Here is an 18,059-nt window from a genome sequence, read left to right as displayed (position 1 = left end):
AGAGATCAAGATGATTATTTATTGGTATTTAGGACATATTGTCCGGTCTGGCCATATCCTTCAAGAACCTTATATTGTCGTCCGCGACCATGTTGTATTTGATGTCGATAGACAAGGATGGGATCTGGGAATTCACCCCAACATGCCAGTTGAAGAAATTAAATGGCATTATCCCCAAGCCAAATGGATCCCTTGGCGTTCTGAAGATTATCAACAGACTTATAATCACCTGTCATCTTGGCTAGAACAACATACGATTTCTTATCGACTGGAAGATGTCCGAGAAGGTTATTGGCAACAGTCTGAAATCCGTTATGATGAATGGCGCCAATTAATTAAAGAATTGGTGCCACGGTGGGCCTTACGTATCCGAATGGGAATATCTATTCACCCATTACTTTCTCGGTGGATCTCCTTATATGGGGAAAAATATCCTCAGTGGGTGGAAAGATGGCAAGAGGATGCACAAATTGCGTATGTTCTTCCATCACAGAATACCGAGAGAATGTGGGAAGAAATACCTTTAAAATGGTTTTCTCATCTGCCCGTACGAACCATTCAGGAATGGAAACGACGTGGATGGGAAAAAGTCGGAGATGTTCCTTATGTCCATCAGTTTTTGCAAGAGCAGAAGAACTCGTTCTCATTGGCTTTTCATAAATCTCGGGAACCTATTCGTGTCACAATGGGTTTTGAAGAACCTCTTCAGCAGGGATTTTTAGAATTAATTCGCTATTTGGCAGAGAAAGTGGGAGAGACTCTTCAAAAAAATCATCAGGGCAGCCGGTATTTCCGGATTATCTGGCAAGATGATCAAGGGATCGAAGTTCGAGAACGTAAATGGCCTTTGCCCACTCAAAATATTCAGCAGGTCGTGACGCGTTTTTTGTCCCTCGTTTTGCGTCTTCCTTCCGCTTATCTGGAACGTGTGACATTGGAAGCTCATCATCCCGAGGCTTTAAATTCGGACCAGTTAATGTGGTGGGCCTCTGTTCCAGCGCACCATACAGAAATGGTACATGGTTTGTCACCCATTTCCCGACGTGATCAATTACTGCAATATTGGGATCCCTGGCGCCGTACTGTTGCCGGAAAGAACTAAAAACTCAAATCGGCTAAATTAGGGCGGTTCTGGATCGTTCAATCTAAAAGAGACATTGCTGTTTTGGGACTCATATAGTGGGCTTTGTCACCGTTAGTTTAAGAAAGACACTAGTTTAGCGGAAGCGAGGATAGATCCATCAGAACGGAGCACTGATTACACAAAGAAGGAGGACGTGGCGCTTCTCCTTGGTCTCAAGGACCGGGTTTTGCGCCGAGAATATCTGATGAATGGATTTTTATTCGGAATTAGAAGATCAATCAAAATCTCTGGTTAAAGTCGAACTAAAAGATCGTGTGCCTTATCGGTTCTGGTGGCACGGTCAATTTCATAAAATTATTCGCATTATTGATTATTGGCGAGATGTTTCGGAGTGGTGGCGTGGAGAACCTGAACTGTGGTTTTGGAGAGTATTAACGGAGAATCAAGGAGTTTATGAATTAGTCTGTTACCCTCAAAGTAATCAATGGTGGATTTATCGTGTTTACGATTAGAAAGGCGGTGTAACTTTTATGGGGAAGGTTATTGTCTTTCCAACAACCACGCATTCAGCTCCTATTCGTATCGGTCATCATGTTTTTCGGATTCGAAAAAATTCTCCTTTGGATCATCTTTACACTCGTGCGCTACCCCTCATTAAAAAACTGCAGGCAATGGCTCTTCAATAGCATAATACCTAGGATCAAGAGGACTTGATCATTATGACGTTGACGCGACCGGGAGCACATTTGCATGTCCATTCAGCTTTTTCATTTCTCGAAGGGGCATCATTACCGCGTGATTTAATTAGGCAAGCGGCCGCAGAAAATATTACGACTGTAGCCCTAACAGATACACACCGTATATCCGGCATTGTGACATTTTTAAACGAAGCGAAACAGTTCGGAATTCGAGCTATAGTCGGCGCAGAAGTTGAAGTAGAGGACCTGGGACGTCTTGTTTTGCTTGTGCCAAACACGGTAGGTTATTCCGCTTTAGTGTCGTTATTATCAGAGGCTCATCTTACATCGCCCCGCTTGAATCCTCGTGTGAGTTGGGACATATTGGAGCGTCATGGTCCGGGGCTTGTGGCCTTAACAGGCGATCGCCGAGGAATTTTGGGACAGGCATGGTTTAAACAACAGAAGACGCAAATGCCTGTGATTCTTGAGCGGTTAGCCGCGATTTTTGGGAGATCTAATCTATTTATTGAAATGGCCGCTAATTATCTTCCCGGTGACGGTGCTTTTTTTCATGCGTTAACCGATTTGTCTGCATGGAAAAAAATTCCGACCATAGCAACTTCTGCTGCCCACTATGCAGAGAAAAAAGATTTTGGGACTTTTGATTTATTAACATGTATCCGACTGGGGCAAAAGATTGAAGAGATTGATCCATCACGACATTTAAATGCTGAAAATTATATTAAGCCATGGTCGGCGATGGAAACGGCATTAAGTCGTTGGCCTGAAGCCCTATCCAATACTTTACAATTAGCGGAACGCTTGGAAACACCAAATATTTTAAATCAACGTTATGCCCCTCGTTTTGCTTTACCCTCAAATGTAAGTGCTCAGGAATATCTTAGGACATTAGTCAAAAAAGGCGCCCAATGGCGGTATAAGGATCGTCTGACCAAAGTATGGCCACGCATTGAACACGAACTGAAAATTATTGAAGCCTCAGGGTTTACCGAATATTTTCTTGTGGTTTGGGATGTTACTCGTTTTGCCAGAGAACATCGCATTCGATTTGCAGGGCGTGGATCGGCTGCTGATTCTGTCGTCGCGTATTGTTTAGGGATTACAGAGGTTGATGCATTTTCTCGCAATTTATTATTTGAACGATTTATGAGTCCGGAACGTCAAGAAATGCCAGATATTGATATAGATTTCGATGCGCGTTACCGGGATCAAGTGATTGCGTATGTTCACAGTCGGTATGGAGAAGAACATGTGGCACGGGTGGCCACGTATCAAACTTTTCGTCAACGTTCGGCTCTACGTGAAGTGGGAAAAGTCTTAGGGTTTCCAATTGAAGAGTTAGACCGCGTCGCGAAATCGCTTCCCGAAAGTTCTCTATCTCATATTATATCTCATTGGAATGAGATTCCTGAGTTGCGGCAATATCCGGAACACTCTAAACTCCAAACGCTTCTGCAATGGGCGGCAAAAATTGAAGGATTACCTCGTCATATTGGGACACATTTAGGAGGAGTTGTGATTAGTGATCGACCGTTATCCGCCATTAGTCCGCGCGAAATCTCACAAAAAGGTGTCCAAATTATCCAATTTGATAAACGTGATGTGGAGACATTGGGACTGCTGAAATTAGATTTATTGGGATTAAGAACTTTTACGGCTGTTGACATTGCAACCCAAACGATCTTGCACGATACACCGGATTTTTCTTATGATGCGATTCCCTTACATGACGTAAAGACCTATGAACAGTTGCAACAAGGAGAGGGGATTGGGGTTTTTCAACTCGAAAGTCCAGCCCAACGCTCTTTAGCCCTCAGATTGCAGCCTGATCGGTGGGAAGATATTGTCGCAAGCCTCGCATTGATTCGACCGGGACCTATTAAAGGGAATATGGTGGATCCCTTTATCGCCCGCAGACAAGGGAGGGAATCTGTAACCTATTTGCATCCAGCATTGGAGCCGATTTTATCGAAAACATATGGCGTTGTGCTTTTTCAAGAGCAAGTGATTGCCATTGCGAGCACCTTAGCTGGATTTACTCCAGGAGAAGCTGATGCTTTAAGACGGGTGATGACTCACGCTCGGTCGGTTGAAGATATGCAAGAACTCGGACAAAAATTCAAAGAAAAAGCCCAGCAACGGGGTGTGTCAATAGAGGTTGCTGATGCGGTGTTTCAGCAAATTGTTGGGTATGCCAGTTATGGATTTAATGAAGCACATGCAGCGGCTTTTGCGGAAACCGCTTACCGTACAGCTTATCTTTTAAGACATTATCCTACAGAGTATTTTATGGGATTACTTAATGCGGAGCCGCTCGGTTATTATCCTATCGATGTGCTTTTGGTAGAAGCTAGGCGTCGGGGTATTAAGATTTATCCTATTGATATTAATAAGAGTGATGTAGGAGTCACAAAAGTGGGAGAAAGGGCTCTGAGAATAGGACTTGGGTTTGTTAAGCATTTAGGATTGAAGTTAGCTAACCATATTGTCAGTAACCGGCCAAAAGAAGGATTTCATTCGCCACGACAATTGCTTGACTTGGGATTAACGGTGACTCAAGCGACGATAACCATTCATATTGGCGCCTGGGATAGCCTCAACGTTCCCCGAAATTTTTTGATAGAAGACTTAATGTTACCGCAGGGTCTCTATTTAAGGGCGCGTTATGCCCAATCGGGTTCTCCTCCTTCTTTGACTACACAAAATGCATGGGACTATCAATATTGCGGGTTCGGACAACATCAGCAATGGATGGCACCATGGCGCGAATATCTTCGTCGTCAAGGATTTCTGTCGACGTCAGATATACGTCAAATGAAAACGGGACGTTTTGCCCGGTGTGTAGGATTATTAATTCGCCCTCATCGTCCGCCCACACGGAGTGGGAAGACCGTCGTATTTTTTTCTCTTCTAGATGAAACGGGAGTTTTAGAAGCACGGTTATCCCCTCAAGGTTATCAACAGTTTGGTCATTTGCTCTTTGGTCCGACGACATCGGTTATTATGGTAGGAGGACGTGTTGAAAATCGTGGAATGGATGTGCGCACTATCACACCGTGGGCTTATCAAGATATTCCTCATTAACAGAATGAAACATCGTGATGAGTTCTAAGACACAGGAAGGAGATGCGAATGGATACAGGAGCGAAGTTTGACTGGACAGAACCTGTTTATGATTTTCGGCGTCGTGGAACGTTTATTATTTCGACATCGGATGGAGAAAAAAGTCATATGCATAATGGGTGCTGGATTAGCCCCATGTCGCACAAACCTCCGCGTATGGGTATTGCTATGGCTAAAGAAATGGAAGGAGCAGCAATCGTCCAACGTGGACGCCGCATAGGCCTATCGTTAGTGGCCGAAGACCAAAAGGATTTATTAATACGTTTTTTGCAAGGAGCCCAGACTCCAGAGAAGCTAGGGGTCGATGAGATTATTTATGGCGAACAGACGGGTGTGCCGCTATGGGCCAACGCGGTAGCACATTTTGAATGCTGGATTGATGACTGGATTGATTTAGGAGATTTTTATTGGCTGATAGGTAATACCGTCACAGCTAAAATCATTCGCGAAGTCCCTGATTTATTAGTGAATGATATTGGCGCTATAACCAAAGTTAAAATGCCATTTCGGGGATATGCAGATGTGAGAACATTGCCTGAACGCCCAAATTAAGTAACAGTTGGCACAAAATTCTTCACAATTTAAAAGGATTTTTTTAATCAGATCGCGAACAGTACAGGATAAATTGGACTGTACTGGGAGATAACGATGCGCGAGCAGTCAATATGGCAACGTTTTGAAACCGATGACGTGATATGGGCGTCTCGTTCGTTAGAATGGACGCTAGCGGCAATATTTGCCGTGACAGTACCATTTAGGTGGGTTGTCTGGATTATTGTGGGCTTATATTGGGCAGCGTCTGTAATCGTACGACAACACCGACACAACAAGAATATGCTCAGCCGGTTTAATATGGTGATGATTCCCATCGATGTCTTTCTTATATCGGTGGGAATTCACATTACCGGCGGATTTGCTAGTCAAGCATTTTTGTTATATACCCTTGATTTATTATTTTTAGCAGTGTACTCTTCTATTTTTTGGGCAGCATGGGGAACGCTCGGCATCTTACTGGCCTATGCATTGGCATCTCATGGCTGGAACAACCCGCAATTTTGGTGGCGTGAATTAATTCTTGGGTTTTTAGGTATCACGGCCACGGCATTAGGGTTATCAATGCGGCAAACCATCCGTGCGCTGTATAATAGCAGCTTGCCCATGGAACAAATTCAAGCATTAAAAAGTTTGCAGGAGTCCGTCGTTAAACTGTCGAGCTTACCAGCTGTAGTGCAGACTATTTTACAAACAGGACTCCAACTACTCGATATCGAAGCGGGTTATGCAGCCAAATGGACCACGTCGGGTAAACTCAAGTTAATTGCCCAGATCGGATTAGATGTCGAAGGCGAATGGGATCCGCGGGAAAGTTATGAACTACCGGCATTAACATCTTTAGATATTACTTATTTTAAAAATTTAGCAAGTCATGAATCGGTCAAAGTGGGACATGGCCTCTTATCCCGTGGTTATCGGGAATTAGTTTTGGTTCCTTTGAAGGATGGCGATCAAATTATTGGCATTTTAGCCTTTGCCGGTGTACGGAAAAAGACTCCCTTGAATGACCATCGCGTTATTCTTGAAGGACTCGCCGATATGGTCGTGAATCAAATTCGTTTTGAAGGGGCACAAGCCAATTCTCTCAAACGGGGAAGACTGCTAGCGGTGTTGGAACGGGTTGGGCGGATTGTTAACCGCAATTTAGAAATGGAGACACTGTTGCGATCATTGCATCAAGCAGTGGCTGACGAACTTGAAACGGATTCTTTTTTTGTGGCTTTAACCTTACCCAATGACCCAGGCCATATTCTGATGCAATATTTATATGATGAAGGGAAAGAATATCCTCCAGAGGTTCTCGCGATTGGGCCTGGAACACCGACGGAACAGGTCTTATTACGGAATGAACCCTTATTATTGCGAGACAATATGGGAACCTCGCAATTGACGGGATCGTTCCGCGTGCCCAAAAGCGCCATTTTTTCTCCATTGGTCTATGAAGGACGGATTATCGGGGCAATGTCGGTTCAATCGTATCGCATTGATTATGATGATGACCATATGGAGTTTGTGTCCTCTGTGGCGTCACAAGCCGCCATCGCTATTCAAAATGCTCAGTTATACCAGAAAACCGAGTCGATTGCTTTGACCGACTATCTCACTAACCTTGGTAATTCTCGTCATTTTTCTCTAGTCTTGCGTTCCGCGGTCGATTATGCCGTGGCCACGAATACAGCATTGTCTCTTCTTCTTATCGACTCAGACAGTTTAAAACAAATAAATGATCGGTATGGACATATCGCTGGTGATACGCATCTCCAAATTTTGGCTAACGTTATCCGCCGGAGTATTCGTGATCGTGATACGGCCTGCCGTTATGCAGGCGATGAGTTTGTAATTATTTTACCGGAAACTGAGCTCAACGAAGCACTTCGCGTGGGGGAACGTATTCGTCGCGAAATGGATGGGAAGTTTGCATGGAAAGATTCTATGATTGGCGCAACGATAAGTGTGGGAGCGGCAGAATTCCATCCGCCCATGACTGCAGAGGAATTATTTGCTGCGGCGGATCGGGCGATGTATGCTGCAAAACGTCAAGGAAAAAATCGCGTAGCTGCTGGTTGAATGTTGACCACAGACCAGGGGGATGATAAAATTGCTTTTGTTGCGACGCCAACAAACGAGCCGAAAGAAAAGTCTTGACCGAAGACCATGAGGTCTTTATAATAAGAAAGCGCGGTTCGCAGTGGACAGTGGCAAATGGGGATGTAGCTCAGTTGGGAGAGCGCTTGAATGGCATTCAAGAGGTCAGGGGTTCGATTCCCCTCATCTCCACCAAAGACCCCATGGTCTAGAGGCCTAGGACATCACCCTTTCAAGGTGGTAACGCGGGTTCGAATCCCGCTGGGGTCACCAAATTGGGCCATTAGCTCAGCTGGTTAGAGCATCCGCCTTTTAAGCGGAGTGTCGAAGGTTCGAATCCTTCATGGCCCACCAAAATTAGGCCAGTAGCTCGAATTGGTAGAGCAGCGGACTCCAAATCCGCGGGTTGGGGGTTCGATTCCCTCCTGGCCTGCCAGATATGCGGGTGTAGCTCAATGGTAGAGCCTCAGCCTTCCAAGCTGATTACGTGGGTTCGATTCCCATCACCCGCTCCAGTGTCGGGGCTTTAGCTCAGCTGGGAGAGCGCCTGCTTTGCACGCAGGAGGTCAGCGGTTCGATCCCGCTAAGCTCCACCATTATTAAATCAATATTGGGGAGTCGCCAAGTTGGTAAGGCACGGGACTTTGGATCCCGCATTCGCAGGTTCGAGTCCTGCCTCCCCAGCCATTTTATGAAACCGCAAGTGATTGCGGCTTTTTGTTTTGCAACAAAAAACTTAAATCATGAAACTTAAATCGTGAATTAAACGGCATACTCTCGAAGGGCCTTTAAATACCATTATGCGATATGGTGGCTATGGAAGAGAAGATCGAATGCATAGTTCCATCAACAACCTCCTCTTAGTCTGTTCAGTTCAGGTGAAGGAAACCCAATACATGGAAGGCATTGCATGGTTCATGTGTCATGTTATAATTTTTATGACATAGTCGCTAAAAAGGTCGGCTCTATCGATGAAGAGGTACTGGACGTGGTTATTGGGTCTCATCCCAAACCCGGCGTGGATTTTGAGAGAGTCATATTATGAAGTTTAAGTAATTTTAGTAACGGAAGTTTGAAGATGATTAGTCCATTACTATGATAATGGACTAATTTCTATGAGGTGGCTGGCGTTTTTTGAGCGGTTGTGGTGGGCCACATTATCATGTGAAGACCGATTGAAGTGCGCCGTCTTGTAACGTGCAATTTTGCTAGAGGTGGAAAGGAGGAGCGGGACGCCAAGATGACGTGTTGTTGGTGTCATCTTGCGTTGGTCTTCAAGCCGAAGGAATCCCGCGAATTTTTGTGAATACACAAAGCATGGGTTTTATCATCGGGGTCGCTGCATTGCTTACGGTGGGCGGGTTATTTATTCCTCAAACCACCTCACTGGGTCAAAATATTACAGAAGCCCATGTAACAGGATGGCAAGGGGAATACGAAAGCGATATTCACGCGTATAAACTGCGTGTCGAGGCAGGGACTCCACAGACGACAGTCGTTATCAATATGAAACCATTGCCGATGAAAGACTTTTCGATTCATAAGGGAATGGATTGGTTTACGCCTGTAGACGCAATTGCACCCATGCGGGCGGCCTTGGCCGTTGACCCTCATCTGGTCGATCAAGCCTTAGGAACTCGCAACAATGTGTTTACGCCATTAACACCCTTTCCTGGCAATCCAGTATCGTACAGCGCTGGAATGTTGCAACAACTGGCAAAAGATCATATTAATCCGGATGAATTTGGAGGCCCCAACATTCCTCCTGGTTCTGTTCCCATATCCCACTTACCGGGTGGTGTGCTACAGATTGATACACTCGCCAATGCAAACACCTTAAAGCAATGTGAGCCCGGAGAAATGCCTCCCGAGCTCACCCATCTTATCCATCAATATGGCTAATGTCTTATGAGGTCTTTTTGGCCAGAGACGAACCCATTTCGGCAAGACCCATGGCGATGATCATAATCACCATATGGGTAATTCCGAGTGCATTACTCTTTACGGAGAAAAAGAGACCAATAAACCCTCCGAGGACAATGAGAATAGCGGCGGCCCACATGGCGCCGCTTCCTCGTTGTTTGGTCCGGCTCAAGGAAATAGCTAAAAACCACATCACAATTGCCACAATAATCCCAGCAGCGATATGGACGTCAAGCGTCGTTGCCGTAAAATGAAAGACGTTGAATAAGCTGCCTAGACCCAGTAAAAAGGCAATGAGAAAGGCAATGCGCATAATCATCACATTAAATTTTAAACTGGCCAGTGAAGAGGAATTGTTATTTGCCATATTTTTGCTCCTTTGTTTTTACTTATTCACCACAATATCCCAACGGTTAACAAAATGCCAATCAGCACATGAATCCGCCCTATTAACGGGACAGCTTTCGGTAAGACTTCCGGTTTGTGCAATGCGCTGAGACTTTTGACCACTAAGGGCAGAGCCAGCCATACTAAAAGAGCACTGAGGGGCAATGAACCAAAGAAAACCATCACCGTAATCCATCCCAAGATGATGGCAATCATGATGTTGAGCGCGAAAAACCCTCCTTGTTGACCAAGAACAATGGCCAAGGTTCTCCGCCCATGATTCCGATCTTTGACATAATCGCGCAAATTGTTGGCGAGAAGAATAGTGGCTACGGAAATGCCAACGGGAATCGATAATAAAACTCCTTGACGAGTCATGATGTCTCCGGCCGCGAACTGGGTCGAGAGCACTTCAATAGGTCCCATAATAATGGTGACCAACACCTCACCAAAGGGGGTTGAGGAGATAGGGTGGGATGTGCCTGTGTATAAAAACCCCGCAATGATGCCCATTAAGCCCATCGCCAACAATATCGGACCTCTAAAGGCAACAAGAATTAGACCGAGAACTAAGGCGATGGCGTAGATGATTAATGCCGAGTACCATACGGTTTCAGGCCGTACTTCTCCGGTGACGATAATTCCGCCGATACCCAGTGACTCGTGATCATCCAGACCTCGTTTATAATCGAAATACTCGTTCAACATATTGGCGCCAATTTGCATAATCAGGGCGATGACAAAAATATCAACCCATGCCCACAAAGCAAAATGATGAGATTTGATAGCCAAAGCTCCCCCAACCAACAACGGAACAACCGTTGCCATCAGCGTTGGTGGGCGACTGACTTTGAGAAACTGCTGCCATGTCATGGCTAATACCCTCGCTTAATTCGATATTAATCGATATTAAATATCATAATATTTCATGAAACGCCCCATTTTGCCACATTTGACGGAGTTCTATGCGTCGTAATTTTCCGCTGGCGGTTCGTGGCAGCGTTTCAGCATGATAATATTTAACAGGCCGCTTGATAGCCGACAAATGCCTGTGCGCCCACGTTATACATTCTGCTAACGTGATAGGGGCCGTTGTCACTAACATGATCAGGGGGACCTGTCCCCATTCTGCGTCCTCCATGGCTAATACGCCCGCATCGGAGACTTTCGGGTGCGCTAGAAAAGCCCTCTCAATTTCGGTTGGCGAAATATTTTCTCCGCCGCGAATAATGAGATCTTTTTGTCGGTCTATGACGTGAATATATCCATTTTCATCGAGAAACCCAATATCGCCGGTTTTCAGCCAATCGTGCCAAAATACCGCTTTCGTTTGATCGGGATCATGCCAATAGCCCTGAAACACCGTGGGACCTTTAACGACAATTTCCCCGGTTTGATGTGGTTTATGGGTGACGGAATGATTGAATAATATGGCCACGTCGGTTGGATAAATGGCATGGCCCGCATTTTTGTGAATGCGGGATTCGTGAAGTAATTGGGTGGCGATTTGAGAACTCGTTTCTGTTAATCCATAAGTTTGCACGACCGGCAGCTGGCGGGTCAGAGCCTCATCAATGAGTGTGGGAGCCGGTGGCGCCCCACCGAGCAAAATTAATCGCAAACTGGTGGGAAACGGCTTGTTGGCCGACAAGAGTCGGTAAAGCATAGTGGGAACCAAAGACATCAAAGATATGGGATAACGGCTCATCATCTCCAAGACCTCGTCGGTCTCAAAACGAGGAAGGAGAACGATACCATTTCCGGTGATCACACTACGAAAAATGATGGACAGGCCGCCAATATGGTATAACGGCATCACATGTAGCCATAGGTCCGAAGCTAAAGTGCCATTATGGATGGCACTAAAACTGGCACTATAGAAAATGTTGCCATATGATAACAAAGCGCCTTTGGGCTGCCCCGTGGTTCCCGATGTGTACATTAAACATTGGATTTGGTCGAGATCGATGAAAGAGGGGTCGGCCAGAGGCTCTTCGTTAAGATGATCCCATAATTCCTCAATGGTGATGGTGTGAGAAAATGATGGAACTTTCGAAGATGGAGCAATTACTACGGCGGGTTCGGCATCATTCAACATGGTTTCTAGATCAGTCAGCATCAGACGGGGATTGAGTGGCACTAATATGGCGTGAAGCCTTGTTAATGCGTGAATCACGGCTACAATGGGCATAGAGGACTCTGCCAAGATGGCAACACGCGACCCGTCATTGATGCCTAAACGCGAGAGCCTGGTGGTCAATCGCCGAACGAGCAAATCCAGTTGTAAGAATGTCCAGAGCTCCTGACCATTGGTTAGAGCCAAACGGTCAGGAGTGAGCTGGGCGCGCATTGATAGCCAATTAGGAATGAGGTTCATCGCCATGAATTAGGGTAGACGCGGAAATTTAGAAAAATCGGGTTTCCGTTTTTCTAAAAATGCGTTTTTCCCTTCTTTAGCCTCCTCGGTCATATAGTAAAGCATCGTAGCATTACCCGCTAATTCTTGTAAACCGGCCAATCCGTCTGTGTCGGCATTAAAGGCTGACTTAAGGAATCGGATAGCAATCGGGCTCTTTTCTAAGATTTCCTTGGCCCATTGTACCGTTTCTTCTTCCACGCGTTCCAAGGGTACAACGGTATTAACAAGTCCCATCTCTAACGCTTCTTGTGCGGAATATTGTCGGCATAAGTACCAGATTTCGCGGGCTTTTTTGTGTCCAACAATGCGAGCGAGCAAAGTGGCTCCGTACCCGGCGTCAAAACTTCCCACTTTGGGACCTGTTTGTCCAAAAACTGCATTATCGGCTGCAATCGTTAAATCGCAGACAATATGAAGAACATGTCCACCCCCGATAGCATAACCTTTAACCATCGCGATAACGGGTTTAGGCAATGCCCGAATTTGTTTTTGTAAATCAAGAACATTTAGCCGGGCAACGCCTTCATCATCCACATAGCCACCTTCACCGCGAATGCGCTGGTCTCCTCCTGAACAAAATGCTTTGTCGCCTTGACCGGTAAGAATGGCCACCCCGATGTTGGGGTCATCGCGAACAATATTAAAGGCATCGGAAAGTTGAAAAAGAGTCTGAGGACGAAACGCATTACGAACTTCTGGTCGATTAATGGTAATTTTGGCTATGCCTTCGTACTCTTCTAATAAGACATCGGAATACTCTTTTTTTAAGGTCCACTGAATTGACATACTTATCACCTCGATAAAATTGTTAGGTAAAACTGTTCAATCGCCGACAGAAACGATGCGGGTTGTTCTAAGTGAACGGTGTGCCCAGCATGGGCGATATTCACCCATTGACTGTTCGGCATCATGTGATGAAGTTTTTGACCAATACGCTGGTATTTGTCATCATATTGGCCTGTCACAATGAGTGTGGGCGCTCGGTAATAGGGTAAAATCGGCCATAATGACGCTTGATGGCCAGTTCCTGCGGCTCTTAGGCTTTGAGCTAGTCCATAGGGATGATGACCAAACCGAATTTCTTCTTGGCGTTGTAGGATAGCATTAGGTAAGGTCCTTTGACTGGCAAATAAAGGAATATGGCTCCAATAGGGGATAAACCATTCAAGACCTCGAGTTTCAATGTATGAGGCCAGTTGCTCATCGTGTTGTTGGCGAAGGATCCGCTCAGAAAGATTATCAATGCCAGCTGTAGCGCTCTCTACGATAAGAAAATCGACCATGTTTGGAGCGTATAATGGCATATGTAATGCGAGTCGTCCTCCCATTGAATAGCCCAATACCCCCGCCTTGGTAATTCCTAATTGTTCTAAAATCTTTTGGAGATCACGAGCTGTGACATGAAGAGACATCTCATGGGGATCAGAGGAATAGAAACTTTGACCATGGCCAGGCAAATCGGGCATGACAACTCTGAACACCTGTGTCAGTGCTGGGAGCAAATCACTCCAAGATGCATGACTTCCGGTAAAACCATGTAATAATAAGAGCGCAGGCAAGGCCGGATTTCCTGCCATAGAAATATGGTAGACACGATTATGATTTATCACTATAGTTTGCGACGTTGAGTTTACCATTTTTCTAACCTTCTTTGGGGACTTTTGTTTCGCGCCTGCATTTATCCGGTATATGGGTCTTAACCTTGCCAGAATTCATAATGCATGACCACATTCTCTGGTCGTCCACGAGTTTGCCATTCTAAAATGCGCAAACCCTTAAGGGATACTAAATCCGAGAAGGCCCTTTGAAGTTGATCATGAGTCTTCGCCAGGCGGTAGTGAGCGCCATATAACAGTGCCGCATGCTCGAATGTTAGACCATGGGGAGTTCCAAATAAGGTTTCAAATTCTTCGTGATCAAGACGGCTTTGGGGAAGAAAAGAAAAAATCCCACCTCCATCATTATTTATCACAATGATTAGCACATCCAAATTATATTTTTTGGCTGCAAACAAGCCATTCATATCGTGATAAAATGCTAAATCTCCAGTTATCAAGACGGCTTGTGATTTCATGGCCGCAATCCCCATGGTTGTGGAAATAATGCCATCAATGCCATTTGCTCCCCGGTTTGCCCAAAATTGAATAGACTTATCGGGATTTTGGGTAAATGTATCAAGATCGCGTACAGGCATGCTGTTACTGACAAAAACGTCCACGGGAGCTACAGGGGTTAGCCACTGATTCAGATGGTAGTATAGAAATGGTTCCGCAGGTTCGCGAAGGGTTGGCATCGTGTTTTCAATACGAGCTAACATCTCGTGATGCTTTTGCATCCAAAATGTGTACCAGCGGGAATCGGATGAGAAAGATTCCAATTCCAGTTGTTGATTAATGGCTACAAGAACCTCGTTGAGGTCGCCCTCAATTACCTGGCCGGGCTGTAACTGGGGTTCCCGGTAACTATTTTCCCCGTCCACAATAATTGCATAGCTATTTTCGGTATATAAATTTAATGCCTTTGAGGTCATTGGCGCTCCAAACCGAATGATACAGTCGATAATGGGTAAATCCGTGCGATTTCGCAAAAAGGCATCATAAGTCCCGATAATGTGAGGGTCTAGACCGCGTATATTGGATAACGGGTCAGCAAAAATTGGCCACTGGAGCTTTTCCGACAATCGTAAGATCTGTGTCAAGGCTGGGCGCATCAATCCAGCTCCCACTAAAATGAGTCCTTGGCGGTAAGAACGCAGAGAATGGACCACATTCCGAATAAGGACCGGATGAGGTGACGCAATGCTGGGAATTACTCGTGGCGTCGGCATCATGGTTGATGACCTCATAGTGTCTTCAATCAGTAACGGTTCTCGAAACGGGAAATTAAGATGAACGGGGCCATGGGGCTGGATTGAGGCATAATAGACAGCTCGTTCTGCGGTAATGGCCGCAAAACGGTTCAGGGCTTCATCCCCATTAGTAATGGGCATGTCTTGAAACCATTTCACGTGACTGCCATATAGGCGTACTTGGTCGATGGTTTGACTGGCACCTGAATCACGCAGTTCAGGAGGACGATCGGCCGTTAATATGATGAGGGGAACATGTGCCCAATAGGCCTCAACAACTGCTGGCATAAAATTGGCGGCTGCTGTTCCCGAAGTGGACAGGAGAACCACGGGTTTGCCACTGACTTTGGCCATGCCTAAGGCAAAAAAAGCAGCCGATCGTTCGTCCATTAAAACGTAAGGAGTGATTTTTCCCTGTCGCTGTAGAGCCAAAGCCAAGGGCGTTGATCGAGAACCTGGGCAGATAACGGCTTCAGTGACTCCACTCGCATAAAGAGCATTGACAAAAGACGATAAATATTGAGTAACATCATGAATTTGAGACATTAGTCATTCACTCCTAAGGCGTTTAACATGGCTTGCAATTTCCATTCCGATTCCGCCAGTTCCCGTTCGGCAATCGAGTCTTGCATTATGCCGCATCCCGCGTAACAATGCGCGGTGCGGTCTCGAATTAAAGCGGAACGGAGAGCAACCCAAATGCTTCCATTTCCCTGTAAGTCCATAAATCCGACACCGCCGGCATACCATCCCCGGTTCAATCCTTCATATTTTTGCAGCCATTCAATCGCTGCTTCCCGCGGCTCGCCGCCTACTGCTGGCGTAGGATGAAGAAGCGTTGCCAAGGACAATAGACTGGCATTTTCCCGCAATTGTCCCTCGATAGGTGTCCACAAATGGTGGACATTAGACAGGGTGAGAACTTGAGGCCGCTTTGGCATCGTTAAATTAGCGTACGGGCTCAGGGTATCGGTAATGCGTTTGACAACGGTTGCGTGTTCTCTCTGGTCTTTCTCACTGGACAGTAAGTCAGTGATCTGAGCGCGATCATCTTCTGCTGTTTTGCCGCGCGGCATAGTCCCGGCCAGCGCCATAGTGCGCAGATGATGGTTGTGTACAGCAATTAAGCGTTCAGGAGTCGCACCTAAAAACGTATGTCCTTGCGATTTTATGGCAAAAATTGTCGTGGAAGGGTTATGATGTTGCAAGCGTTTTAAGATATTCCCCAAATTGGGAGACGTGGCAAAAGTGGCATCCACACGCCTAGCTAAGACTAATTTGGATAGATGGCCTGATCTCAGGGCAGAAATGGCATCATCAACGCGTTTGGTCCATTCTTGGGCTGAGGGATAAGACTGAGACCCGAGTACTTTGGGAGAACATGTAGAAACCGGGTGCATAACACTGTCAAAAATTCCCGCATAATAATCAAGAATTTCATTCAATGATTGATGGCGATCAATAAACAGGGTGAGCTGCGCTGAATACCCATTTGCGGTTTTTCGAATAAAGAGAGCCGGCACTGTCCAATGGGAAAAGCTAAACGCATCCCACAAATGATCCGGACTCGGTGATGAACTAAAAGACCATCCACCGGCTATAAGTGTGTTGGGCCGTAAACCCATTTCGATGAGGTTCAACCTCTCGCGGTCAAAAGACCGTAAAGCGGACACATTTGGCAACTTCCATTGTTTGGCAATACCGAGACCCAGAAATTCGTCTCCACCATTCGTGCGAATATACCAACCATCCTTAACCGCATCTAAAGGAGTGGTGAGATCGGACACAGGAGATTGCACATCGTGTTGATAAAAGCACGAAGGATAATCTGCTTGACATTGTTTATATCGTTCTGTCAGTACTCGTTCGATATTCAATTCCGTACCAACTGAATGCGTGTTCATATTGTCATAATAGGACTGTATGGCCAAGAAATCAATGAATGCGTATGATTCTTGAAAGGAACATTTCGAGGAGGTTTTTGGCGTGGCGTCCAAAATGTGGGGATTGCAAACAAAATTATTGGTGGAACAATATCTAGCCCAAATGTATCCACAACTAGCTAGTCAGCTTACGTTATTTGCCGAAGGATGGGATTATAGAATTTACCTGACGTCAAAAGAGATGGTCATAAGAGTTCCCAAGAATCCCTGGTCACAAACGCACTTACAATATGAAATGGCGAAACTTCATACATTATCCCTCCCTCTAGATTTTCCTCACTACATCAAAACATCCGGAGCATTAGGAGTTTATCCATTAATTTCAGGGAAGGATTTGCGGAGAGCTACACCGACGGATCATATGATTCGACAATTGGCACAATTTTTGCGCACATTGCATCAAGATACATACCTGCCTCAAAAAACGGTTATCAGTCATCACCGCCACCGGTGGGTGAAACGTTTTGAGCATTTATACCAGGAAACGCAAGAGAAAATTTATCCTTTACTCAGTGTTAAAGAACAGCGCCGCACTAGCCATTATTTTGACCAGTTTCTTGATGACATCTCCCAATCTTCATGGTCAGTATCCTTGATTCATGGAGATCTCACCCCAGAACACATAATTGCGGAGAATGGATTCATCAAAGGCATCATCGATTTTGGTGACATGACGGTAGGGGATCCCGCATATGATTTAGCCGGAATTCCTATCCAATGGGAAACAGATGAATTGGCTCTTTATGCTCAGCAAATCGATTCGGACGGCCATAGACAATTTTATCGACAAATGAAGGTCTTACATACCATTTTACATGGTCTTGACCAAGGACATGTGCAAGACGTAGAACAAGCCATCGAAATGTTTCGGAAGGGAATTTGATTTCTAATGCGAATAACGTACTATGTTTTGGATTTGCAGCATAACAATCATAATGAAATAACAGTGCAAGGTTGACGAATTTAGTCGAAAAAAATTATGTAAAATTCG

14 protein-coding genes and 7 tRNA genes are annotated in these 18,059 nt (G+C 45.5%); 14 read left to right on the top strand and 7 right to left on the bottom strand.

The window, feature by feature from the left end; translation table 11 throughout:
• Positions 1 to 10: 10 nt before the first annotated feature.
• From B8987_RS00570 to B8987_RS00510, 13 genes are all read left to right on the top strand, one after another.
• The gene (locus tag B8987_RS00570; protein ID WP_020374481.1) at positions 11 to 1,102 is read left to right on the top strand and encodes a hypothetical protein; all 1,092 of its coding nucleotides are present in this window, start codon (positions 11 to 13) and stop codon (positions 1,100 to 1,102) included.
• Positions 1,103 to 1,332: 230 nt separating this feature from the next.
• Positions 1,333 to 1,596, top strand: a complete 264-nt coding sequence (locus B8987_RS00565) for a DUF6504 family protein (RefSeq protein ID WP_020374482.1) — start codon at positions 1,333 to 1,335, stop codon at positions 1,594 to 1,596.
• 207 nt (positions 1,597 to 1,803) lie between these two features.
• Positions 1,804 to 4,869, top strand: coding sequence for a DNA polymerase III subunit alpha (locus tag B8987_RS00560; RefSeq protein WP_084660659.1), 3,066 nt, complete (start codon positions 1,804 to 1,806; stop codon positions 4,867 to 4,869).
• 48 nt (positions 4,870 to 4,917) lie between these two features.
• The gene (locus tag B8987_RS00555; RefSeq protein ID WP_020374484.1) at positions 4,918 to 5,460 is read left to right on the top strand and encodes a flavin reductase; all 543 of its coding nucleotides are present in this window, start codon (positions 4,918 to 4,920) and stop codon (positions 5,458 to 5,460) included.
• A gap of 96 nt (positions 5,461 to 5,556) precedes the next feature.
• Positions 5,557 to 7,530 (top strand): sensor domain-containing diguanylate cyclase, encoded by a 1,974-nt coding sequence (locus B8987_RS00550; RefSeq protein WP_020374485.1) that lies wholly within the window; start codon positions 5,557 to 5,559, stop codon positions 7,528 to 7,530.
• A 137-nt stretch (positions 7,531 to 7,667) separates the two neighbouring features.
• Positions 7,668 to 7,743 (top strand) — tRNA-Ala (locus B8987_RS00545).
• Positions 7,744 to 7,745: 2 nt separating this feature from the next.
• Positions 7,746 to 7,821 (top strand) — tRNA-Glu (locus B8987_RS00540).
• A 4-nt stretch (positions 7,822 to 7,825) separates the two neighbouring features.
• Positions 7,826 to 7,902: transfer RNA gene (locus B8987_RS00535), tRNA-Lys, on the top strand.
• Positions 7,903 to 7,907: 5 nt separating this feature from the next.
• A tRNA-Trp gene (locus tag B8987_RS00530) sits at positions 7,908 to 7,984 on the top strand.
• A gap of 5 nt (positions 7,985 to 7,989) precedes the next feature.
• Positions 7,990 to 8,063, top strand: a tRNA-Gly gene (locus B8987_RS00525).
• A 5-nt stretch (positions 8,064 to 8,068) separates the two neighbouring features.
• Positions 8,069 to 8,144: transfer RNA gene (locus B8987_RS00520), tRNA-Ala, on the top strand.
• Between the two features lie 15 nt (positions 8,145 to 8,159).
• Positions 8,160 to 8,235, top strand: a tRNA-Gln gene (locus B8987_RS00515).
• 558 nt (positions 8,236 to 8,793) lie between these two features.
• Positions 8,794 to 9,450: a hypothetical protein gene (locus tag B8987_RS00510; RefSeq protein WP_084660658.1), complete on the top strand. Its 657-nt coding sequence runs from the start codon at positions 8,794 to 8,796 to the stop codon at positions 9,448 to 9,450.
• A gap of 4 nt (positions 9,451 to 9,454) precedes the next feature.
• Here the strand turns inward: B8987_RS00510 and B8987_RS00505 are convergent, their stop codons facing one another.
• The 7 genes from B8987_RS00505 to B8987_RS00475 are packed head-to-tail and all read right to left on the bottom strand — an operon-like array spanning position 9,455 to position 17,029.
• Complete coding sequence (locus B8987_RS00505; RefSeq protein ID WP_084660657.1) at positions 9,455 to 9,838, bottom strand: hypothetical protein; 384 nt, start codon at positions 9,836 to 9,838, stop codon at positions 9,455 to 9,457.
• 26 nt (positions 9,839 to 9,864) lie between these two features.
• On the bottom strand, positions 9,865 to 10,731 hold the full coding sequence (menA, locus tag B8987_RS00500) for a 1,4-dihydroxy-2-naphthoate octaprenyltransferase (RefSeq protein WP_084660656.1): 867 nt from the start codon (positions 10,729 to 10,731) through the stop codon (positions 9,865 to 9,867).
• Between the two features lie 43 nt (positions 10,732 to 10,774).
• Positions 10,775 to 12,241: an o-succinylbenzoate--CoA ligase gene (menE, locus tag B8987_RS00495; protein ID WP_028962416.1), complete on the bottom strand. Its 1,467-nt coding sequence runs from the start codon at positions 12,239 to 12,241 to the stop codon at positions 10,775 to 10,777.
• A 3-nt stretch (positions 12,242 to 12,244) separates the two neighbouring features.
• Positions 12,245 to 13,063: a 1,4-dihydroxy-2-naphthoyl-CoA synthase gene (gene menB / locus B8987_RS00490; RefSeq protein WP_020374491.1), complete on the bottom strand. Its 819-nt coding sequence runs from the start codon at positions 13,061 to 13,063 to the stop codon at positions 12,245 to 12,247.
• A 5-nt stretch (positions 13,064 to 13,068) separates the two neighbouring features.
• Positions 13,069 to 13,914 (bottom strand): 2-succinyl-6-hydroxy-2,4-cyclohexadiene-1-carboxylate synthase, encoded by an 846-nt coding sequence (menH, locus tag B8987_RS00485; protein WP_084660655.1) that lies wholly within the window; start codon positions 13,912 to 13,914, stop codon positions 13,069 to 13,071.
• 59 nt (positions 13,915 to 13,973) lie between these two features.
• Complete coding sequence (menD, locus tag B8987_RS00480; RefSeq protein WP_084660654.1) at positions 13,974 to 15,671, bottom strand: 2-succinyl-5-enolpyruvyl-6-hydroxy-3-cyclohexene-1-carboxylic-acid synthase; 1,698 nt, start codon at positions 15,669 to 15,671, stop codon at positions 13,974 to 13,976.
• The gene (locus B8987_RS00475; protein WP_084660653.1) at positions 15,671 to 17,029 is read right to left on the bottom strand and encodes an isochorismate synthase; all 1,359 of its coding nucleotides are present in this window, start codon (positions 17,027 to 17,029) and stop codon (positions 15,671 to 15,673) included. The genes menD and B8987_RS00475 overlap by 1 nt, the downstream gene beginning before the upstream one ends.
• A gap of 82 nt (positions 17,030 to 17,111) precedes the next feature.
• Between B8987_RS00475 and B8987_RS00470 the strand changes: the two genes are divergently transcribed.
• Complete coding sequence (locus tag B8987_RS00470) at positions 17,112 to 17,951, top strand: phosphotransferase family protein (RefSeq protein ID WP_084660652.1); 840 nt, start codon at positions 17,112 to 17,114, stop codon at positions 17,949 to 17,951.
• The last annotated feature ends 108 nt before the right edge of the window (positions 17,952 to 18,059 follow it).

This window comes from Sulfobacillus thermosulfidooxidans DSM 9293 (genome assembly GCF_900176145.1).
GTDB lineage: Bacteria > Bacillota > Sulfobacillia > Sulfobacillales > Sulfobacillaceae > Sulfobacillus > Sulfobacillus thermosulfidooxidans.
Note: the sequence above shows the minus strand (reverse complement) of the source record. Positions and strands in the feature narration are given on the sequence as shown.

Excerpts from the sequence above, each read along its gene's own strand:
- B8987_RS00555 (WP_020374484.1), top strand. The coding sequence starts at position 4,918 with ATGGATACAGGAGCGAAGTTTGACTGGACAGAACCTGTTTATGATTTT.
- menD (WP_084660654.1), bottom strand. The coding sequence starts at position 15,671 with ATGTCTCAAATTCATGATGTTACTCAATATTTATCGTCTTTTGTCAAT.
- menE (WP_028962416.1), bottom strand. The coding sequence starts at position 12,241 with ATGGCGATGAACCTCATTCCTAATTGGCTATCAATGCGCGCCCAGCTC.
- B8987_RS00550 (WP_020374485.1), top strand. The coding sequence starts at position 5,557 with ATGCGCGAGCAGTCAATATGGCAACGTTTTGAAACCGATGACGTGATA.
- menA (WP_084660656.1), bottom strand. The coding sequence starts at position 10,731 with ATGACATGGCAGCAGTTTCTCAAAGTCAGTCGCCCACCAACGCTGATG.
- B8987_RS00565 (WP_020374482.1), top strand. The coding sequence starts at position 1,333 with ATGGATTTTTATTCGGAATTAGAAGATCAATCAAAATCTCTGGTTAAA.
- menH (WP_084660655.1), bottom strand. The coding sequence starts at position 13,914 with ATGGTAAACTCAACGTCGCAAACTATAGTGATAAATCATAATCGTGTC.
- menB (WP_020374491.1), bottom strand. The coding sequence starts at position 13,063 with ATGTCAATTCAGTGGACCTTAAAAAAAGAGTATTCCGATGTCTTATTA.
- B8987_RS00475 (WP_084660653.1), bottom strand. The coding sequence starts at position 17,029 with ATGAACACGCATTCAGTTGGTACGGAATTGAATATCGAACGAGTACTG.
- B8987_RS00570 (WP_020374481.1), top strand. The coding sequence starts at position 11 with ATGATTATTTATTGGTATTTAGGACATATTGTCCGGTCTGGCCATATC.
- B8987_RS00505 (WP_084660657.1), bottom strand. The coding sequence starts at position 9,838 with ATGGCAAATAACAATTCCTCTTCACTGGCCAGTTTAAAATTTAATGTG.
- B8987_RS00560 (WP_084660659.1), top strand. The coding sequence starts at position 1,804 with ATGACGTTGACGCGACCGGGAGCACATTTGCATGTCCATTCAGCTTTT.